The organism is Bacillus sp. T-10(2022) (assembly GCF_056502895.1).
In genome coordinates, this window is record NZ_CP113518.1 from 4,768,090 (window position 1) to 4,786,687 (window position 18,598).

Annotated in this window: 17 protein-coding genes; 3 read left to right on the forward strand and 14 right to left on the reverse strand. The window is 37.9% G+C overall.

Annotated features, from left to right (window positions below; genetic code table 11):
* Positions 1-62 precede the first annotated feature (62 nt).
* The 3 genes from OSJ91_RS23470 to OSJ91_RS23480 form a co-directional block, all read right to left on the reverse strand.
* Complete coding sequence (locus OSJ91_RS23470; protein ID WP_350300191.1) at positions 63-1,163, reverse strand: GerAB/ArcD/ProY family transporter; 1,101 nt, start codon at positions 1,161-1,163, stop codon at positions 63-65.
* 256 nt (positions 1,164-1,419) lie between these two features.
* Complete coding sequence (locus tag OSJ91_RS23475) at positions 1,420-2,640, reverse strand: Ger(x)C family spore germination protein (protein ID WP_485890543.1); 1,221 nt, start codon at positions 2,638-2,640, stop codon at positions 1,420-1,422.
* A 26-nt stretch (positions 2,641-2,666) separates the two neighbouring features.
* On the reverse strand, positions 2,667-4,259 hold the full coding sequence (locus OSJ91_RS23480; RefSeq protein ID WP_434547750.1) for a spore germination protein: 1,593 nt from the start codon (positions 4,257-4,259) through the stop codon (positions 2,667-2,669).
* A 376-nt stretch (positions 4,260-4,635) separates the two neighbouring features.
* Between OSJ91_RS23480 and OSJ91_RS23485 the strand changes: the two genes are divergently transcribed.
* Entirely contained in the window at positions 4,636-6,702 is a 2,067-nt protein-coding gene (locus OSJ91_RS23485) for a Na+/H+ antiporter (RefSeq protein WP_485890544.1), read from the forward strand.
* A gap of 65 nt (positions 6,703-6,767) precedes the next feature.
* Here OSJ91_RS23485 and OSJ91_RS23490 read toward each other — a convergent pair whose 3' ends face one another.
* The 6 genes from OSJ91_RS23490 to OSJ91_RS23515 all read right to left on the reverse strand — a co-directional run bounded on the left by OSJ91_RS23490 (position 6,768) and on the right by OSJ91_RS23515 (position 11,968).
* Positions 6,768-7,181, reverse strand: a complete 414-nt coding sequence (locus OSJ91_RS23490; RefSeq protein WP_485890545.1) for a DUF3021 domain-containing protein — start codon at positions 7,179-7,181, stop codon at positions 6,768-6,770.
* Complete coding sequence (locus tag OSJ91_RS23495; RefSeq protein WP_485890546.1) at positions 7,178-7,633, reverse strand: LytTR family DNA-binding domain-containing protein; 456 nt, start codon at positions 7,631-7,633, stop codon at positions 7,178-7,180. The genes OSJ91_RS23490 and OSJ91_RS23495 overlap by 4 nt, the downstream gene beginning before the upstream one ends.
* Before the next feature lie 230 nt (positions 7,634-7,863).
* Complete coding sequence (locus OSJ91_RS23500) at positions 7,864-8,349, reverse strand: PaaI family thioesterase (RefSeq protein WP_485891939.1); 486 nt, start codon at positions 8,347-8,349, stop codon at positions 7,864-7,866.
* A gap of 261 nt (positions 8,350-8,610) precedes the next feature.
* Positions 8,611-10,401, reverse strand: coding sequence for a glycosyltransferase family protein (locus OSJ91_RS23505; RefSeq protein WP_485890547.1), 1,791 nt, complete (start codon positions 10,399-10,401; stop codon positions 8,611-8,613).
* A 38-nt stretch (positions 10,402-10,439) separates the two neighbouring features.
* Positions 10,440-10,763 carry a hypothetical protein gene (locus OSJ91_RS23510; protein WP_485890548.1) on the reverse strand — a complete coding sequence of 108 codons (324 nt, stop codon included), beginning with the start codon at positions 10,761-10,763 and terminating at the stop codon, positions 10,440-10,442.
* 20 nt (positions 10,764-10,783) lie between these two features.
* Entirely contained in the window at positions 10,784-11,968 is a 1,185-nt protein-coding gene (locus tag OSJ91_RS23515; RefSeq protein WP_413019634.1) for a glycosyltransferase family 4 protein, read from the reverse strand.
* Between the two features lie 500 nt (positions 11,969-12,468).
* Here OSJ91_RS23515 and OSJ91_RS23520 point away from each other — a divergent pair, with 500 nt between their 5' ends.
* Both OSJ91_RS23520 and OSJ91_RS23525 read left to right on the forward strand, forming a co-directional pair.
* Complete coding sequence (locus OSJ91_RS23520; protein ID WP_485890549.1) at positions 12,469-13,323, forward strand: DUF4915 domain-containing protein; 855 nt, start codon at positions 12,469-12,471, stop codon at positions 13,321-13,323.
* Between the two features lie 208 nt (positions 13,324-13,531).
* Positions 13,532-14,368, forward strand: a complete 837-nt coding sequence (locus tag OSJ91_RS23525) for an RMD1 family protein (RefSeq protein WP_485890550.1) — start codon at positions 13,532-13,534, stop codon at positions 14,366-14,368.
* Between the two features lie 253 nt (positions 14,369-14,621).
* Here OSJ91_RS23525 and OSJ91_RS23530 read toward each other — a convergent pair whose 3' ends face one another.
* The 5 genes from OSJ91_RS23530 to OSJ91_RS23550 all read right to left on the reverse strand — a co-directional run bounded on the left by OSJ91_RS23530 (position 14,622) and on the right by OSJ91_RS23550 (position 18,513).
* The gene (locus OSJ91_RS23530) at positions 14,622-15,104 is read right to left on the reverse strand and encodes a GNAT family N-acetyltransferase (RefSeq protein ID WP_485890551.1); all 483 of its coding nucleotides are present in this window, start codon (positions 15,102-15,104) and stop codon (positions 14,622-14,624) included.
* 435 nt (positions 15,105-15,539) lie between these two features.
* Complete coding sequence (locus OSJ91_RS23535; protein ID WP_485890552.1) at positions 15,540-16,109, reverse strand: YdhK family protein; 570 nt, start codon at positions 16,107-16,109, stop codon at positions 15,540-15,542.
* Positions 16,110-16,244: 135 nt separating this feature from the next.
* A complete protein-coding gene (locus OSJ91_RS23540) occupies positions 16,245-16,388 on the reverse strand; it encodes an anti-repressor SinI family protein (RefSeq protein WP_485890553.1) in 144 nt (47 codons plus the stop codon).
* A 366-nt stretch (positions 16,389-16,754) separates the two neighbouring features.
* Complete coding sequence (locus OSJ91_RS23545; protein WP_350300206.1) at positions 16,755-17,369, reverse strand: hypothetical protein; 615 nt, start codon at positions 17,367-17,369, stop codon at positions 16,755-16,757.
* Positions 17,370-17,745: 376 nt separating this feature from the next.
* Positions 17,746-18,513, reverse strand: coding sequence for an arylamine N-acetyltransferase family protein (locus OSJ91_RS23550; protein ID WP_485890554.1), 768 nt, complete (start codon positions 18,511-18,513; stop codon positions 17,746-17,748).
* Positions 18,514-18,598: the final 85 nt, after the last annotated feature.

Genomic DNA, 18,598 nt, shown 5'->3' on the forward strand with positions numbered 1-18,598 from the left:
TGCGCGAGTACGAACATAGATAGCACCTAAACGATAGGATATTTAGCATAAAAAATGCCCAGTCAGCTGGTTTCGGTTCCTTTACGATTTCTTTTCCTTACTACAGCAATCACCAACAATAACAGAGGAATAATCGTTTGCATCAAAATACTTTGTAAAGGGAAGACGTTGATATCATTACGACTGACATCCACAGAGCTAGGCAACGACCACAAACTGAAAATGACAATCAAAATCCCTATCGGCCATACAACAGGACGATAGTCGGAGAGATTCAGCCACTGTGCTGTACCTAAAGCAGATGCATAATAAAAAACGGAAATTTTCACAAACGCCCCTACTATCCATACCGCCATGACGGCGGACTCTACATGTTCAAAAAAGTCGGCCAAACTGATGTATCGAGATACATTCATCAAGGGGTAAAGCTTTGTGGATGTTGTTGACCCGAGTACAAAAAGAACCGTAAGATTCACCACAAATAACGTCATCATCACGACAAACACAGTCATCATCCCGGATTTCATCCCTTTTTTCATATCCGCCAAGAAAGGAAGGAGGAAAATGATCAGGAAAAACTCGCTGAACCATCCACCCGGTACAATCGCACCCTTGATTGGAGGCATAATTCCTTCCCCCAATATCGGGAATATATTCTTGAATTCAAGATCGGGAATCAGCAAAAGGATTAAGATACAGATTGGAAAAATGAAAACAGGTACAAACAATTCAGCAGCCCGCCCCAACACTTCTATTCCCCCGCGTACGATGAACGCACACAGAAGCACCATCGATGCCATGATCACACTAATCGGGGTACGTACCAGAAAAGAGCCGACAACAAATTCTGCGTAACCTCTAAGGATTAGCCCTGTGTTCTGGATATAAAAAAACAAGAATAAAAAACCGAGAATCTTCCCCGGAGCCAACCCAATAATCTGTACACTGAATTGGATCACAGTTTGCTTCGGATACAGATTGTGAAGTTTATAAGCGATATACACCGTCAGATACCCTATCAGCGCAGCAAGAATGGGGGACAGCCATAAATCGGTTTTGGCATATTTCGCTGTGATGCTGGGAATCCCGAGAATAGCCGTTGCCACAATCGTCGGATACATCATGAATGCCATCTGTAATGATGAAATTTTCCCTTTCTCCATCAGCTTCCTCCTTTCTGTGACGTAACCTACTGATGGACTCACTTTTCCATAAACTCTCCAAATGGCCTGAAAAGAGTTTCGATCCATTGAGTGGGTCCTGACATCTGTGGGAGATTGAACATGGACAGAGCCAAGCCAGTGAGGAGCAGTGTAAGAAATGCCATTTTATCTTTTTTAGGATTTTGTTTCATTCTCGGCCATTCATACAAAATGATTAGAGCTACAACCACGCTTGTACAAAAAAAAGCCCCCCATCTCATTTGTCCTTCACCTCTTCCTCAGACAATCCTGCCGGTTTGTTTATATAGCCCTGTCTTCGAATATGGGCCGCAACATCGACTTCCACTTCCATTTCTGAGAATATCTCATCCCAGTGGTTATCGACCTTATTAAACTGTTTAGGATATTTCCTATAGAAATCTTTACCTAACCCTAAAATGTCCGCTTTCTTATGCTGAGTATTCAGAAAAGCCATCTCGATGCGTTTTTCTATATCTTTTTGATATGCCCGTTCTGCAGCTTTTAGAGACTTAGGATTTGAAAGGTTTAAATTCGTTCCATTTTGTATAACAGATCCATCTGTATTTACCTTCACCAATAATTTCCATTCTTCGTTGATAATTTGCGGAATGATCTTGACTTTGGCTGACACTGGACTTAAAGATATCTTCCCTTTCACCCCTTTGGGTTTTATGGTCACGGTATATGATTCCACTTCATCCCTTAACCACAATAGCCCTCTTGTTTCTTTTTCCGTCATCATCCCAGTCATTTTATCTTTTTTGAACACGGCTGTCCCGACAATGTAAGGAATTCCCTGTAATTTCGTTTGCCCTTTCCCTGGGGGTAAAATTTTAACGAATGGAAGTGCGGCCGCTTGAGGTATACCCGTTAACATTTCATCTAAATCCTGCAGTGTTACCAGCATCCCGATATGTAAATCAGATAGTTCTCTAAGCACTTCGCCTGAATAGTTTTCCAGGGGTGGCAAAGATTCAAGAATAGGCTTTGCTTTCCCTTTGCTGACATACACATTTGCTTTCTCTCTTGGCTGCGGATGGCGCAGCAGAAAATCCAGCTGCTCTTGAATTCCTTCCTTCGCTAACTGTTCACCGAATACAAATACTTTACAATGTCCCCAAAATACTTTTCGCGGAAGCTTGCTCTGAAGCTTTGACAATGCATCTGAAATATTAGAGCCTTTTTCATATCTTACCAATGTCGTAACCGCACCCCCTCCTTGACTGCTCCCTCCTCCTTGACCGCCGCCTCCACCACTTATTGAACTTGGAATAAAAACTTGGACGGATAGTTCGATGTGATCATTATCGTTCTTATCGATGGCGGCTGCTGTGACAATCGCCAAATCAGTGATTTCCACTCGATCCCAACAACCGCTTAGAAAAGGGGTTGTTCCACAAATACCGAGCAAAAGAAGGACGCTTTTCATGAAATGACGCCTCTTTACTTTCTCCAATATCTTTGTTCGCCTCCAACCATTATTCACTCCGTTTCACTTCCCCTTTTTGGATTTGGTCCCTGCTCCGGAGGTTGACGGTATACATTAGAATCCCCTGTGAGGCGCGGACGTGTAGTCATCTTCCACCAAGGAGCCCTCCACAGCACATCTTTCAGCTCTTGATCTTTTAACGGTGCCAGTGGCGTTAAGTAGGGAACGCCGAAGGAACGCAAGCTGCATAAGTGAATGACTATGGCAATGATCCCCATCATGATACCAAGCAGTCCTAATGTACCGGCAAGCAGCATCATAGGAAAACGCAGCATCCGGAAAGCAATTCCGGCAATATAACGAGGCATCATAAAAGAAGCGATTCCCGTAATCGCAACTACAATGACCATTGGCGCTGAAACCAACCCCGCTTGTACGGAAGCTTGACCAATCACTAGCGCTCCAACAATGCTGACAGCAGAACCTACCTGCTTCGGCAATCGAACCCCTGCCTCTCTTAGTGCTTCAAAGGTAATTTCCATAGCCAATGCCTCTACTATTGCAGGAAAAGGGACCGATTCCCGTGATGCCGCGCTGCTTAGCAGGAGTGCGGTTGGGACCGCCTCATGATGGAACGTCAAAATAGCAACATATAGGGACGGAAGCAAAAGAGATAATCCCATAAAAATATAACGTAACCAACGGATAAAGGTGCCTGCCATAAAACGTTGAGCATAATCCTCTTGTGATTGAATCAAAGAAAAGAAGGATATTGGTGCAATTAAAGTAAAAGGGGTTCCTTCTACAAGAATGACAGCCCGTCCCTCCAGCAAGCAAGAACAGGCTACATCCGGCCGTTCTGTCGTCATGATCTGAGGGAAAGGTGAATACGGATTGTCCTCAATCATTTCCTCGATGTACTCGCTTTCTAAAATACCGTCTATTTTAATTCGTTCCAACCGAGTTGTAATCTCTTCAATCAGTGTTTTATCCGCTAGTCCATCAATATAAGCAATCGAAACATTCGTCCTGGTATAAGTTCCGATCTTCATCGATTGTATTTTAAGGGCAGGACTTTTAATAATACGTCGCAATTGGGACGTATTTACCTCTAGAGATTCAATAAATCCCTCTCGTGACCCCCTAACTCCCCCCTCTGCCATAGGTTCTTCAATCGCCCGCTTTTCCCATTTGGACAATCCTAAAGAAAATCCATCGCTTTCCCCTTCATATAGAAGGATCGGGTTTCCAGTGGAAATCGATTCAATGCAGTCCGCCAACATATTCACTTTTACCACTTTAGGAACGGGCATTTTATGTTCAATAAACTCATTTAATGGCTGTGGCTCTTTTGATGACTCTTGCATGAGTGGAGATAGAACATACTGCTCTATCGCCTCGATGTCTGAGAGTCCCGCAATGTAAATAAGCATGGCTCTCGTCTTTCCGAAAAGTAAGAACGAACGGAACATGACATCCGAGCAATTATCATAAACTGAACGAAGTGTTTCTACATTTCGGCTGAAATTCACATCAAGTGAATCTGCAGGCTTAGAATCTTGGTAATTATTTTGTACACTGGATTTTTTTTCTTTCGTTTTCCTTAACAATTTGCCCACATTACGAATCAAGCTGGTTACCCCCATTTTTTTGCAGGTCGCTCTAACTCCATTTTTCTATGTTTCTTCATTAAGGGTATTTTATACAGAAAATCCTGTGCCCGGCATGAACTTAATTTTCATTAGCATGTTTGAAAAGCTATGTTATAAGTTGATTTTGAATAAACCGTAAACTCTTGTGATATCCTGTTTGTAATTAATAACTAAGGGGTATATCAAAAATCGAGGCTATATATTAAAATACTGTCTCTCGCTAAATAGTGTTTTTTGAACAGCTACGCAAGACCATAAAATGGGGGTTATTTTTTAAGGATGGATATTCGCTTTAAAATACCTCTTTTTTTCTTTTTAAATAAGTTTCATGGGCAATCAGACTAAAACATTAGAAGATAAGGGAGATTCTATGTCATTCTTAATCACATTGCTCGGATTATTGGTGTCCACAATAATCGCTACAATATTAAATGCCATATGGCCTCGTATTCCACTACCGATATATCAGATATCCATGGGTGCAGTGCTTTCATTATTGCCATTTCAATTATCGTTGGATTTTCATTCAGAATTATTCATGATCTGTGTTATTGCTCCATTACTCTTTACAGAAGGAAAAAATACGTCCCGTAAAGAAATGCTTGAATTGCGTAAGCCTATTCTGTTATTGGCATTTGGGTTAGTATTTGTGACTGTTTTTGCAGGAGGTTTCTTCATCCACTGGTTAATACCTGATATGCCGATGGCTGTTGCCTTTGCTTTAGCAGCTACAATTACCCCTACGGATGCTGTAGCGGTACAATCGATTACAAAAGGATTGAAATTGCCCGGAAATATGATGCCCATCCTTGAAGGTGAATCACTTTTCAATGATGCTGCTGGAATCGTGGCTTTTAAAGTTGCCCTGGCAGCTGCCTTAACTGGAGCATTTTCAATAAAGGATGCTTCGCTTAATTTTATATTTGTAGCTATAGGCGGTATCTTCATAGGTATCCTATTGGGCTACTTAATCGTCAAATTACGATTATTTTTACGGGTTCATGGACTTGAAGAAATCTCCATGTCTATTGTTATTGAGCTAATTACGCCTTTTGTCATATATATGGTAGCTGAAGAATTCCATGTTTCCGGAATCTTGGCAGTGGTTGCCGCAGGTGTAATTCATGGCATCGAGCGGGATCGCCTTCAGAATTCCACAACTAAATTGCAAATTGTATCATCTAATACATGGTCTGTATTAGGTTATGTTTTGAATGGACTTGTATTTGCTTTATTAGGATTTATGTTGCCGAGTGTTTATCAGGAAATTGAGTCCAACATAAATAGGGGTAATCTTTTTGGAATAAGTGTTTTGATTGTTCTTTTATTATTGATGATCCGTTTTATTTGGGTATACTTTCTGCATGATACTTTTACGAAAAACAGAGTGAATCCATTAGAGCAATTCATTATGTCCAGGGTTCACCCAGAAGATAGCGAGGACACTGATGATGAGAATGTTTCAAGACCACGATTTGCATTTTTGACATCCGTTTGCGGCATTCATGGAACCATTACATTAGCTACAGCTTTATCCATACCATATTTTATGCCAGATGACACTTTATTCCCGATGCGTAATACAGTCTTGTTCATCGCAGCTTGCGTTATATTGTTAAGCGTCACATTGGCTACGGTTCTCTTGCCATTACTGGTAAAGACACCGATTGAATTCAAAGATGAACGCCTAACCTCTGAGGAGGCTTATGAAATTGTTTTAAATAAAACGATCAATCAGCTAAGCAAAGAAGCAACCATGGATAATCAGAAAGCTGTCAATCAAGTAATGGAAGATTTGAATGAACAACTGATTGATTTGGAACGGGGAATCACGAACAGACCCGATAATCGGACAATACGCGATTTAGTGGAGGTAGGGGCCAATAAGGAATTGGAAGTCGTTTCTGGACTAGTCGAAAAAGGAACTATATCTGAAACAGCCTTAGAACTTTATAAAGTGTATCTTTCAAGAACCTTAAATTATATGCAAAAATCTTCGCTGAAAAGGGCTTTGATCAATTTGCAGGCGATTCTTTTCAAGAAAAAGATCAATGTCAAATGGGATAAGAAATGGGAAGCGAAATTAGAGGACTCCATCGTTAAAAACGCGGACCTGATCCGGGAGTTCCGCAAAGCCCAAAAAGAAGCTTCTAAGGAAGCCATTTCATTGATCAAACAACAAACTACACCTGAAAACCGTCATGAAGTGATGCTTGTCATTCAAAGATATAATCGTTATTTGAATCCATTCGGAACATTAAGTGAAAAAGAAGCAAACCGCTTTGAAGAGATGGTGAGTCATTTTCAGTTGATTGCAATGCAAATCGAACGTGATATCATTCAGCAAATGGTTGAAGATGAGCAAATATCCATGCAAACAGCAACTGAGCTTAGACAAAACTTAATCTATGATGAAATGATAATGATACAAAATTAAGAAATGAATTAGAGACACCGTTACGACAGGGAGCGGTGTCTCTTTATTTAAATCCACATCCGCTCTCAATTCCTTCTTTTATCAAGTCCATCATTCAATATTTTCACTTGGAAGCGAAAGTAGAGATAGAATACGGTCCAGATGATCATATAGAATGGTATGAAAACCCCAATTCCTATAGCTAATCCTTTTAAGCTGAATGGAATCCAACCAACAAAGAAAGATAATAGGAAGTAAAGAATGCTGACAGTAAGGAAGTGCAGAATGGTTTGAAATAACAAACTCCATTTTTCATTTTCAAAGAAGAGTGTTGCCGTGCTGAAGAACCACCCACATAATATGCAGCCTATCGCGTTTTTCACAAATATTCCACTGTCTAATGAACCCCCAAAAGCGATCACTCCAAAACATGTCAGCACCATCACGAGTGCCCCAAAACAAATTCCAACAAAGCTACGGAATAATAGTGTTTTCATCATAATCCCTTCCTTTTCCATTGAAATGCTTTCTTGATTCCTTGAACATAGTGCCGAGAAACATATTCTTTTTCCCCTGATCGAAAATACACACATAAGGTCCCGTTGAAAGATGCCTCGAATCTGCTTAACTCATCTAAGTTGGCAATCACTGACTTGGACAATCGCACGAATTGATTACGAGGAAGGTCCCTTTCCAGTTCATATAACCGTTCTTTCATTTCGAAAGTACCATGTTTCGTCCGCACCATTATGGAATCTTGCTCTGTAAACAAACAGATAATTTCTTCTGCCCGGAAGATATGCTGCATTTCTTCTTTTTTGCCGACAAAATACGGTCTTTTCCTCTCCTTCAAACGCTCCATCAGTTCCTGGACTTCCTCATTCCATTCGTGATTTCGGATAAGCACCTCTATCGCCTTGATCTCCTCATCTATCTCTACGTTTATTTTCATCTCTGCGACCTCCCTTTGCTTATAATGTAAGTATATTAATATCTAGATATTTCGCTTGTGATTTCCAGCTACACGCAACTTACTAGCGATAACATGCTATAAATGGATACTCAGATACACTAAATAACCGTCCAAAAAATTGGACGGCCCTTTAATACAAAAAATCTATTCCTGCTTTTGAATCCTTTTTTATAAATCAGCTTACTATTGACCTGTTCCAATGGTCCGGATCACTCTTTGCTTGTAAAAGTACTTGGCATCACCACAGCGATTACCTCTCCACGGGCGCAAAGTTTATCGATGGCAAATACCTCTGTTTCGATTCTCCATTTCTTTGGATGAACCTCATGAATCGTCCCAACGGCTGTTAATGGCACATCATTTGGGGTTGGCTTTACGAACTCCACTTTCAGTGATGCAGTCACAAACCTGGGAGGCTCCACTCCATCTCCAATTTCATGTCCATTTTTACGATGCAAGGCAATAGCAGCAGAGCCTGTTCCATGACAATCAATTAAAGAAGCAATCAAGCCGCCATAAACAAATCCGGGAATTGCGACATGCTCTGGACGTGGTGTATAAATTGTCCTTGTTTGCTCACCTTGCCAACCGGTTCGAAAGTGATGACCCTCTTCGTTTAAACGACCGCATCCATAACACCATGCAAATGCATCCGGATAATCATCTTGAATCGCTTTTACCACAATCTCCTCCATCATCTCTCCTCCTTTTTCAGAATATTATAACATCTATAAAGGGAATTCCCAGATAGTTTATTGAGCTTTCAGCTTTATACATACTGCAGAAATCGATAACATACATAAAAAGTTTGCAAGAATCCTTGCTCCTTTTTTCGATAAATGACAAAGGCCCCTGTAAGCAAAGCAGCATTCAGGGGCTTTCATTTGAAAATATATATAGTTAAAGAAGTGTATCCCCCATTGCATGGTCTTTTATTTTGTTGCACGCTTACCTTCTTAAAAGTTAAGCCTTTTTCTTAAATCCCAATACTTGAATGTCATTTTACCCATTTTCGACTTCGAAAGTGAATCATATTTACGTCCAAGTGCCAGGTTTTGTTTTTCTAGCTTAGTAATTTGTTTAAGTTGAACTGTGTTCAGTTTTTTTAATTGCTTTACTTCTTTAGCTAATTCTTTATTTTTCCCTTTCATATCATATTTTTCTTTATCAGCAGTTGCCCGTTCCTTCATTGAAATTTCCACATCTTTTGGCTTTAATTTAGGATTTCCATAGGTTTCAAATCCTATAGTTTTTAAATATGGCATGTTATTTTGAAAATTTAGTTCAAAGTTTCCATAACTTTTATGGATGTGGAGAAATGTATAACATCCGGCTTTTTCTGCTGAAATGATTTGACCATATCCAGACAGTTTAAACAGTTTTTCGACTCGCCTTATTTCTTCAGGTATGTTTTTGACGATGTAGGTGAAAACTTCGTCAACATTTAACTCTGCAGGCAATTTTTTCACTTTATTTGATGGTGCATGCTTATTCAGTTCATCAATGTCATCTACATCAATATAAAACATATTTGTGCTTTGCTCTACAAAATCTGTAATACGCTTGCTCCATAATAGTACTTGCAGTTTTTTTATTGCTTCCGAAAATAAAAACTGCCTGCTGACCTGATACATTCGTTTTGCCGCAAACTCATATATATCCTTGTTGCATAGTGCTAATTTGACAGTGTCACGAAAATCCTTCTCTGTAACGGCATATAACGGGTAATCTTCGCCAAAAAGCTTTATATGCATTTTGGTTGGATTCATTATTACAGCCTTCCTTAAAATCCCATACTCCAATAGCTTTGTAGACAGTTCCAGACTGCTGTCCATTTCCTCACTTCTCCAGGTTATCCCAATATCACTGTTCACGATTAATTGTTGGGCATTCTCCCTTGTCAATGCCCCGTACCATGTAAGACCATCTGTATTTTTAAGAAGGTATGCCGCTTCTTCCTTAAACTGAGAATCATCTTTAACCCATTTGAATTTATCCCCCGCTACATCAAGTGATAGATTCGGAATCTCGCGTTTTAATTCTTTAAAAGCAGTAATAATGGGAATGGTCTTCCAATCCGGGTCGAATTTCCCTGTATATACAAGTTTGTTTTTTAACTGTGTCTGCCCTTCCGCTGATTCAACATTGGGTATCATCGGGGTAAGCAGGGAAACTTTGTTTTTTTCTTTATTCAAATTAAGAATTTCAATGACAAATTCGCACATCTCTTCTGTTTGACATAAGAAATACGCACACTGTTCATATATATTTTTGATGCTCTCAAATTTTTCTTCATTAACATCCTGGCCTATATGAGTCAACCCTGTAGCATAAACCAATGTATTCTTTATGATATGCTTATGCTTTGCTATTTTTTCAACAGTCTCAATGCTTCTAACAAATAGCCAATCATATTCCTTTTGATTCCAATAATGAGAAATGAGCATTTCAGCTATATCAAAATCAATGACACCTTTTTTTACCCATTCATCATCGGTGGCACTGAAAAAAGGATCAACAAAAGGATTAAGAATGGTTATATTATCAAATTTCTCAAGAGGCTGAATTAATATATCACGTTTGACTGGGCTAGCTAGAAGTAAGTCAACTTCGATGTTGGAATCTAGCGCAATGGTCGATGTTAAGGAAGATAAAAATACTGCAGATCCATCCATTGAATTCATGTCAATAAAGCCAAATAGAAGTACCTTCATTTTTCTGTTTTCAACTAGTTCATGTGAATTCAAAGTTTTCACTCCAATGACTGAAATCTGATATGAATCTTTTATTTTTTTATTTGTTCTTTAATAGATGATTTAAGCGCAAGATATTTTAACGTGAATTTCCCTGCATATGTAACGTTGAATTTGTGTTCTAATAACTTAAGTCTTTGTATTTCTTTGTTAAGCTTAATATTTTCTTTTTGGGCCATCTTACTTTTTTCTAATTCTTCTCGCAGCATATTGTTTTCTTTTGTCATGTTCTCAATGTTTTTTTGTTTTTCAGTGCCATTGCCCTCTATGAGCTCCAATGTCATGGACATCATGTCTTTCATTTGTAATTCGAGTTCCTCGTACATAGTTTTCCAATATTCGTTTCGTTCGTCCATATTGAAAAAACTCCCTTCCATTAACCTTGGATAATCTCCAATTCTCTTTTAATAACAACATCTACCGCGCATTTTTCTCGAATCGACTGAGAAGCTTGTTTTGACACTCTTAAAAATACGTCCGGGTTGTAATATAAGCGCTCTATTGCATCGGCAATTTCGATAGGAGACTCAGGTTTTGTTAGAAGGCCAGAAACGTCATGTTTAACGAATTCCGGGATTGCCGTAATATCTGTTGAAACCGGCACTAGCCCACTCGACATTGCCTCACACATTGAAACCCCTTGAGAATCCAAACGGGTCGGGCAAAGGAAAATTCCATACTCCTTATGTAATGCAGCGATTTGGTCCTGAGATAGGAAACCTTTATGAATCGTTACATTCTCAAAATCGCTGATTGGCTCAACGGTTTGATCGAATAATTTTCCATCACCATAAAATGCAAATTCCAACTTATCGAAGTATGGTCTCTTCGATAGTTCAAGAACTGCTTTCACCGATAAATCATTGGCGTATTTTCGCGAAGCGTATGGCCTGATTGAAAGGACTCTTGTCCGCATTTCAACTGGCTTTTCAATAAAGGTAAAGAGATTGTCATCTATTACATTAGGAATGATTACTGAATTTTTCGATTCTGCTCTAGCATCACATTCCGCTATATGTTCTTTGAACCATTTGGAAATATGAACAAAGGTTGTATCCAACTCATCCGTTTGATAAAACCAATTCATGAAAGAAAGCTGTGCTACATAATAGTCGTCCGACATTTCAAGTATCTTCCGCAAGCTTTCAGGGCTTTCAAGAAAATTAAACCACCTTCTATGCCATGCCTCCGTTTCAAATCCATGTATCCAGGTAATAATCGGTAAATCTGTGTTCGTTTCTTTTATCGCTTGTACCATTTTTGGATTAACAAAATGAATGAGCGCTTTTTTATGTACTTTATGATTTAAGAAAATGCGCAGATGCTGTTCAGTTCCACGATAAACAGGCACATCTTCATACGTATACTTTTCTGCTTTTTTATAGGCAGGATGCAAAACAAAGACATCAACCTTCAAACCCTCATCCAGATAAGCCTTGACTCTTCGGTGGATAAACCCATTCCGATATAACTGATCTTCATGTGGATAAGCATTCGTAATGATTACATATCTATCTTTTTCACTAAATGTAAGCTCATATAGATTTATAGATTCCTCCATTTTTGTTCACTCCTACTATTCAGTCATCTTCAATCGGCCTGCTACTTATCTGTAAATGAAGGATTTTTAAGAGACTCTTTTCCAATCGCCTTTAAAACCGTCAACCGATTATAACAAACATGTATTACTGAATATTGACATCAATATGAGAATTCTGTAAATAAAAGTAAAGTTTTCATGAACTTTTATCGGCTTTTGTAAAGTTTCATTAATGACATGACTGGGAGCATCAGTAATAGCATGAAGGTGGATGGCAAATAAACAGCAACATAAAGAAGGAGGGCGTTCCATTTAGCGGAAACGCCCTCTAGCATATAAACCAGTGTATTTTAAGTCTATTAATAGGACTTGAAAGTGCAGGGCATAAATCCCATTTCAAAACGTTTTAATCAGTTATAAAAAGTCCACTATTCCCCCCATAACTTGTCTACACCATTACAATAAATATTCATACTATATAAGAAAATGAATAGTCTAAAAAAATGAGGTGCGATTCTTACATGATACCCATAGATGATTGTAAATTATTAATTTCATGCTGCAATCATGAAGGCGGTCTATATTTAGTCCAATTTAAACAACAACACTATGAAATAAAAAAGATTTTAAATGTTGGATGCACAGGCATTACAAAATACGGCAGCTCTTTTGTCGTAATTTCCAATTCTCATGGAATCTTCATATTGGATGAAAATTTAAAGGTTATTAAGAATAAGGCTTTATCTACAGAATTAGATTTACATGGTGTAGCAATAGATAATGATAAAGCTTATATTATTGAAACCAAAACTAACTCAATTGGTGTTTATGATTTGGAAAACGATTTGGAAAGAATTGATGAAATTAGATTTTCACCTGAAAATGACGATGTTTGTCACGTCAACGATTTGTATATAGCAAATGATAAGCTATATGTATCGATGTTTTCATATCCTCCAAGGAAAAATTTCCTCTCTTTTGCAAATTATTTCCCTCATAAAACAATCCACCAAGGTGTGATTCTTGAATATTCTTTACAGGAAAGAAAAGTGATTAAGATTTGTCATGATAAATTACTTCAACCTCACAGCTTACTTCATTATGATAATAAGCTGTATTATTGTGTTTCAGGTGAATTCCTAGTAAAAAGAAATGAGGAAGATATTTTTAAATGCCTTGGTTATACACGCGGTTTAGCAGTTAGAAATCAAACGATGTTCATTGGCCAAAGTGAGAGTAGGCACATACCTGTTTTATTAAAAAAACATACGAACATATTACTGGATTGCGGAATTTATGTTCATGACATCTCTACGAAACTTTCATCTTTTATCCATATACCTTCTGAAGAAATTTATGGAATATTGGTTATTTAAAAACTGTGAAATCATATTTTTCTGTTGTTGAAATTTTTTTATCCTTAATGGAAATCATTCGTTTAGTTACCAGATCATAAGGATCTCTTTCTTTATTCACTTGAACAGTCAGTGAACTTTTTTCTACCTTCAAGAATTATTCAAGCATGTTTTTGTAAGAATAGAATAGAATCGAAAAAAGACCAATTTGCTGAAGAGAGTGATATAGATGGAACCAATTACCTTTAAAGCATTTGCACTCACTAATGAAATCGATTTGAACAAAATCGCCATTCATTGCGGCATTCCAAAAAAATTCACCTGGGAAGAGCCTTTAATCCTTAAAGGCGATATTCTAAGTTCCATCCTTAATAAACATGTGGACGAATCGCAGCAGGTGCTGGTTTTTTCCTTTGGCAGCATTGTCTTCATCAATTACTCACACGCGAATGAGATTAAGGAGTTTTCATCCTTTATCCATTCTTTCGAGCCGGTTATTGATCTCGACAATTTAGATAGATATACAGACGATTACAGCCTTCACTTCAGTGAAACTCAAAACATCAATTTGACAGACGAATATGTAGTTGTGCCTAAATATGAATTTTTTTACCCTGAATTAATTTCCACCATTCTCGCAAAATCGGTGGCACTTGAAAAAACTGAGGAACAACTCGGAAAAATCCACGACAAGCTCGAAGCCATGATAGACCGACTGGAAAAAGGCAAGCTGAGAATCGGTAATAAGGAACTAGCGAGGACGACTGCAAAAATCGTACGTCACGAGTATAATACCCTAGCGTACATCATGATTCTGGACAAACCTGATATTACATGGACAAGCAGCATTGCCGGCGAATTTTATGACAGCATGCTTGATTTTTTTGAATTGAATGATCGGTATAAAATCCTGAAAAGTAAAACCGAAATTTTATATAACATTATGGATGGGTTTTCTAACATCAGCCATTCGATCAGAGGACTATTCGTTGAATGGATCATTGTAATCCTCATAGTCTTTGAGATCGTTCTGACGTTATTAGAAATTGCAGGATGGATTCCATGAATTCTGAATCATATCGTATGGAATACCTTCTAAATAAATAAGCACCGTTTAAGTGCTTCAGGTTTAAGTGCTTCAGACTGTAGACAAATTCGAAAAACGGGTTTGCCTACAGTTTTTTTCTTTGAAAAACGTACCCATTGATTTCAGAAATCCGCCCCCTTTCCGTGGACTGTCCAATTCTTAAGTTTTCTGATGATCGTCTCATGGGTGCCTGTTTTTCTTTCATCTTACTCTCCCGAAGTATTTCATTTGTTTAATACAGGGCAAAGTGGAAAATAAATTCCTCCCCTTCTTCCCCATTGAATCTGTATCCTTTATCAATGAATCCAGCTTTTTTATATAAATTTATCGCTGGAAAATTCGAATGATGCACTGTTAGAATAATCTCATCTTTATCTGGATGACTTAGTTTGATCATATCAGGCAACACTTTTAAAGTCTTAAAAGCTAGCCCCTTTTTTTGATGGCGCAAATCCAAGGAGAATGATTTTAGAAGAATTGCATTCTCATTACTTGTATATTGATTTCCCGCTTTATCCGTATATAAGGCAAAACAACCAATCAAATCCTCATCTAAATAAATGACCATGGGGAGGTTATATTTATCCTTCCTGAAGTCTTCAATAACTTTCAAAGGTAAAGAAGTATAGATTGCTTGTTCTATAGGTAAACAATAATTGCTCAGCGCCTCGTAGTCATTTTCCATAAAAGGTCTGATAGTTAATCCAGTCATCATACTTGCACCCCATTTTTTCCATTTCTATAAATCCATATTAACAGATACTAAAGTTTTACAATGCACTGCAAAATAAAAAAGGAATGGATTAATTTACCATTCCTTCAGACTGTAGACAAACTCAATGAAAATCAAGTTTGCCTGCATTTTTTATTTAAATAGTTCAGTTGATTTCAGAGATTCACTCCCTTTCCGCCGACTGTCTGCCAAGCCTCCTCGGCACAAGCGCCTGTGGGGTCTCGGCTAGCCAGTTATTCGGCAGGAGTGTCGCAAATCTCTTCAATCCAATCAGGATTATAGTAAAAAACATAAGGATAATTTAGTCTTGTTTTACAAATCATGATTCGGGATGAGACCATTCCGAATCCACTTTTGTCACAAACTGAAGGAGCTTCCAATCCTTTTTTCTTCTGTTTTTGAACTCATGATGTTAAATCATTTAGACGCTGATAATTCACTTTCCGTTACCCATTTATGATTCTTCACTTTTTCTCCTCCCGAAGTTGGTGTGAAATCGACCATATAAACAGTCGTTTTTTCAGCAGATTCAACCTCAGCGACAGCCCCGTTCATTCCTTCCATATGAGAAGCATTTACTGTGACCTCCGCTCCCGGTTCATATGTTTTCTCACCTGCATCTTTGATTTCTTCGTGAATGATCCATTTATGATTTTCAACTTTTTCTCCGCCAGTTGCAGGCGTATAAGAAATTGCATAAGCAGTCGTATCAAAGGCACCCACTATTGTTGCTTCCGCCCCCTTCATGCTTTCCATATGACCTGATTCGATAATCGCTTGACTTCCAACTTCATAGGTTGGATTTTCTGCAGCTTTTAATCCTTCTGGGACATCACCCGTGCTAGAATGGTTCATGTCCATTTCACTATGTTCCTTTTCTTTTTTTTCTTCTTTGTTTTTATCATCGCTGTTGGAACATGCGCCAAGGACTAAAAACAGGGCTGATAATAATGATAAGATGATAGGCAATTTTGTTCTTTTTTTCATATTGAATAAAACCTCCCTTAAGATTACATCCATCTTACCAATTAAATATGCAGAAAATATGGAGTACACTCGTGACAAAAGATGTGAAGCTTCATACTTTTTTCAGGAATAGTCCTGCCTCAATTTAAGCGTTCATTAGCCACCACAATCCCTACTTTTATTGCTATTCGACTTTTCTTGAAGAAACTTTTTGAATTGCTCTTTTGTAACATCCGATTTCATTGCCAATGTTACTAGTTCCAGCCATTCGTCAGGAAAGTTTTCATCAAAATCGTTCATATCATCATCTCTTTCTTTTTATCTTTAGTTGATTTATCTGTATGGGGTAAGGTTCAATATTGAGTCTATTTTTCCACGTGAAACTATATACGGAATAACATTATAAATTATCTCAAGCGTCTATAGCTGGATTTTAGTGTAAATTTAATAAGTCTTTACATTTACATATAAGTCTCAATGTTTTGTTATCTAATTCCATTTTTCTATATACCTTTAATAATAAAAGTGAACAGCATGCTATCGGGAGTGGTTTAACAGAAGTAAAAAGAGATGGTTTATTGATAGAGGTTATTTGAGGTATTCAATCCTAACGGATATTGCTTGGAAACGAAGCAAGAAGGACTTTGCTAAAAGTCCTTCTTATGTTTAGTCTCCCAAAGCTGATTGTTCGATTTTTTGCATGATATGTGAAAGGTTCATGGAGGCATGTTTTTTATAATCCCTGCCTATGGATTTGAATAACCCTTTCGCTATTCCTATTAACATGATTTTGGTATGACCATCCGAAATAATGGACTTATTAGGGAAACTTGATTCAGCTTGTGCACCGCCAATCTTATTAGCTGTTTCCTTAATGAAATCAATGATTTTAATTTCCTGTATTTTTCCTTCGATATCGGTTTTATAGATAATTTGATTTCTCCAAAGCTTTAGCTCAATCCTCTGTTTAGTATAATCGAAGATGTCTTCCGTAATAACATTGCTCATTTGAATGGAGTCTTTAATAGGATACAATCTTGGGTTAGGATTGATTTTCTTTATTAAGGATTGATCAATCGTGACCTTTTCCCGCTTTATGCGCGTATTTTTCGTTTCACATAAAATCAGCCTTAACTGTCCGGCAATTATATTATTAAACTCTTCTAATCCAAAGAGCTCAACGAGCATTACGCTATATTCCAAAATGGTGATCGCTTCATCGAATTTTCGTTTAGCAGCAGCATTCGATCTAGTAAAAACCAATTGATTCTTTTTCTCCATATCCTTCTCACCCCACTGAATTCAAATCTATTTAATGAATAGTAAAAACATCCAGTTGATTTCATCCGGAGCCTTTTTTGGCCGTTCTCGATTTTTTTCATCCTTAACAGCACTTTATCCGGCCGTTCTCAAATTTATTCGACCTTCAACGCACTTTATCCGGCCGTTCTCGAATTTATTCGACCTTCAACGCACTTTATTCGGTAGTTCTCGAACTTATTCGACCTTCAACGCACTTTATTCGACTGTTTTCAATTTTTTTCGTCCTTCACCTCAGTATACCTGCGGGATCTCGACGATCATTGTATTCATAAAAAGACTGTCGAGAATGGACAGTCTTTCGGTATGGACTCCTTTGATATTCAGTCCTTTTCCACTATCTATCGAAGTGCTGTTTCAATAACTCTTTAAATCGTGTTCCATCTATTTCTTCTTTTGTCACTTTCCCATCATCCCACCGTGTAAAGGATGAATCAGTTAAAGTGATGTTCCCGTTGTTTGTCAAACGGGTGATTAATGGATGCTTATTGAATGGCGACTGGGGATTTTCCCTGATGATCGTTTGGACCTCATTAAGTTCCGCTACATTTCCTACGGGTTTTGAAGAATCGAAAGCATACCCTATTCTCCAATTCTGATCTTTATGTTTCAGTTTTAATTCAAGGATATGATCTCCATGGTCGGTACTTTCTTTTTTTATTCGGAATTCACCATTTTGGGAAACGACGGTTTCACCGTTCAATGGAACTGGTTTTAATGGTAGATTCCCGCCAAAACCCGTATCGACCAGATAGGATTGGCCCTCATGGTTCAATAGAATGGTAACATGGGTCCTTCCTATGGTCATCCACCCCTGATTATAAATGACACCTCGAACCAAGAATACATCAAAGTCATTTTCCTTCAGGAAAAAATAAAGGGCTGCATTCAATTCATAGCATAATCCACCTTCATTCCTCACGAGGACTTTGTTCATGATATTGGCTTTATTGATATCACTTAGATGGGATGCCATGATTGATAAGTTTTCAAACGGAATGGTTTTAGCGGTTTTATCCAGAATTTCATCTAATTTCCCGAATGTCAGTTTCATATCTTCCTGGAGCCCTATTCTTTTCCTGAATAATGCATTCAGTTCATTCATTACGATTCCCCCATTTTAACAGATACCAATGAAGAGCATCTTGACTTTGTATATATTCATTATACTTTGCCCATAATTAATTCTT

Bases quoted from the DNA above. Each gene is read 5' to 3' on its own strand.
- OSJ91_RS23530 (WP_485890551.1), bottom strand. From the start codon at position 15,104: ATGATGACTGGATTAACTATCAGACCTTTTATGGAAAATGACTACGAG.
- OSJ91_RS23490 (WP_485890545.1), bottom strand. From the start codon at position 7,181: ATGATGAAAACACTATTATTCCGTAGCTTTGTTGGAATTTGTTTTGGG.
- OSJ91_RS23500 (WP_485891939.1), bottom strand. From the start codon at position 8,349: ATGGAGGAGATTGTGGTAAAAGCGATTCAAGATGATTATCCGGATGCA.
- OSJ91_RS23520 (WP_485890549.1), top strand. From the start codon at position 12,469: ATGATACCCATAGATGATTGTAAATTATTAATTTCATGCTGCAATCAT.
- OSJ91_RS23545 (WP_350300206.1), bottom strand. From the start codon at position 17,369: ATGGAGAAAAAGAATCAATTGGTTTTTACTAGATCGAATGCTGCTGCT.
- OSJ91_RS23540 (WP_485890553.1), bottom strand. From the start codon at position 16,388: ATGAACGATTTTGATGAAAACTTTCCTGACGAATGGCTGGAACTAGTA.
- OSJ91_RS23550 (WP_485890554.1), bottom strand. From the start codon at position 18,513: ATGAATGAACTGAATGCATTATTCAGGAAAAGAATAGGGCTCCAGGAA.
- OSJ91_RS23480 (WP_434547750.1), bottom strand. From the start codon at position 4,259: ATGGGGGTAACCAGCTTGATTCGTAATGTGGGCAAATTGTTAAGGAAA.
- OSJ91_RS23470 (WP_350300191.1), bottom strand. From the start codon at position 1,163: ATGGAGAAAGGGAAAATTTCATCATTACAGATGGCATTCATGATGTAT.
- OSJ91_RS23515 (WP_413019634.1), bottom strand. From the start codon at position 11,968: ATGGAGGAATCTATAAATCTATATGAGCTTACATTTAGTGAAAAAGAT.
- OSJ91_RS23495 (WP_485890546.1), bottom strand. From the start codon at position 7,633: ATGAAAATAAACGTAGAGATAGATGAGGAGATCAAGGCGATAGAGGTG.
- OSJ91_RS23525 (WP_485890550.1), top strand. From the start codon at position 13,532: ATGGAACCAATTACCTTTAAAGCATTTGCACTCACTAATGAAATCGAT.
- OSJ91_RS23535 (WP_485890552.1), bottom strand. From the start codon at position 16,109: ATGAAAAAAAGAACAAAATTGCCTATCATCTTATCATTATTATCAGCC.
- OSJ91_RS23510 (WP_485890548.1), bottom strand. From the start codon at position 10,763: ATGGACGAACGAAACGAATATTGGAAAACTATGTACGAGGAACTCGAA.
- OSJ91_RS23485 (WP_485890544.1), top strand. From the start codon at position 4,636: ATGTCATTCTTAATCACATTGCTCGGATTATTGGTGTCCACAATAATC.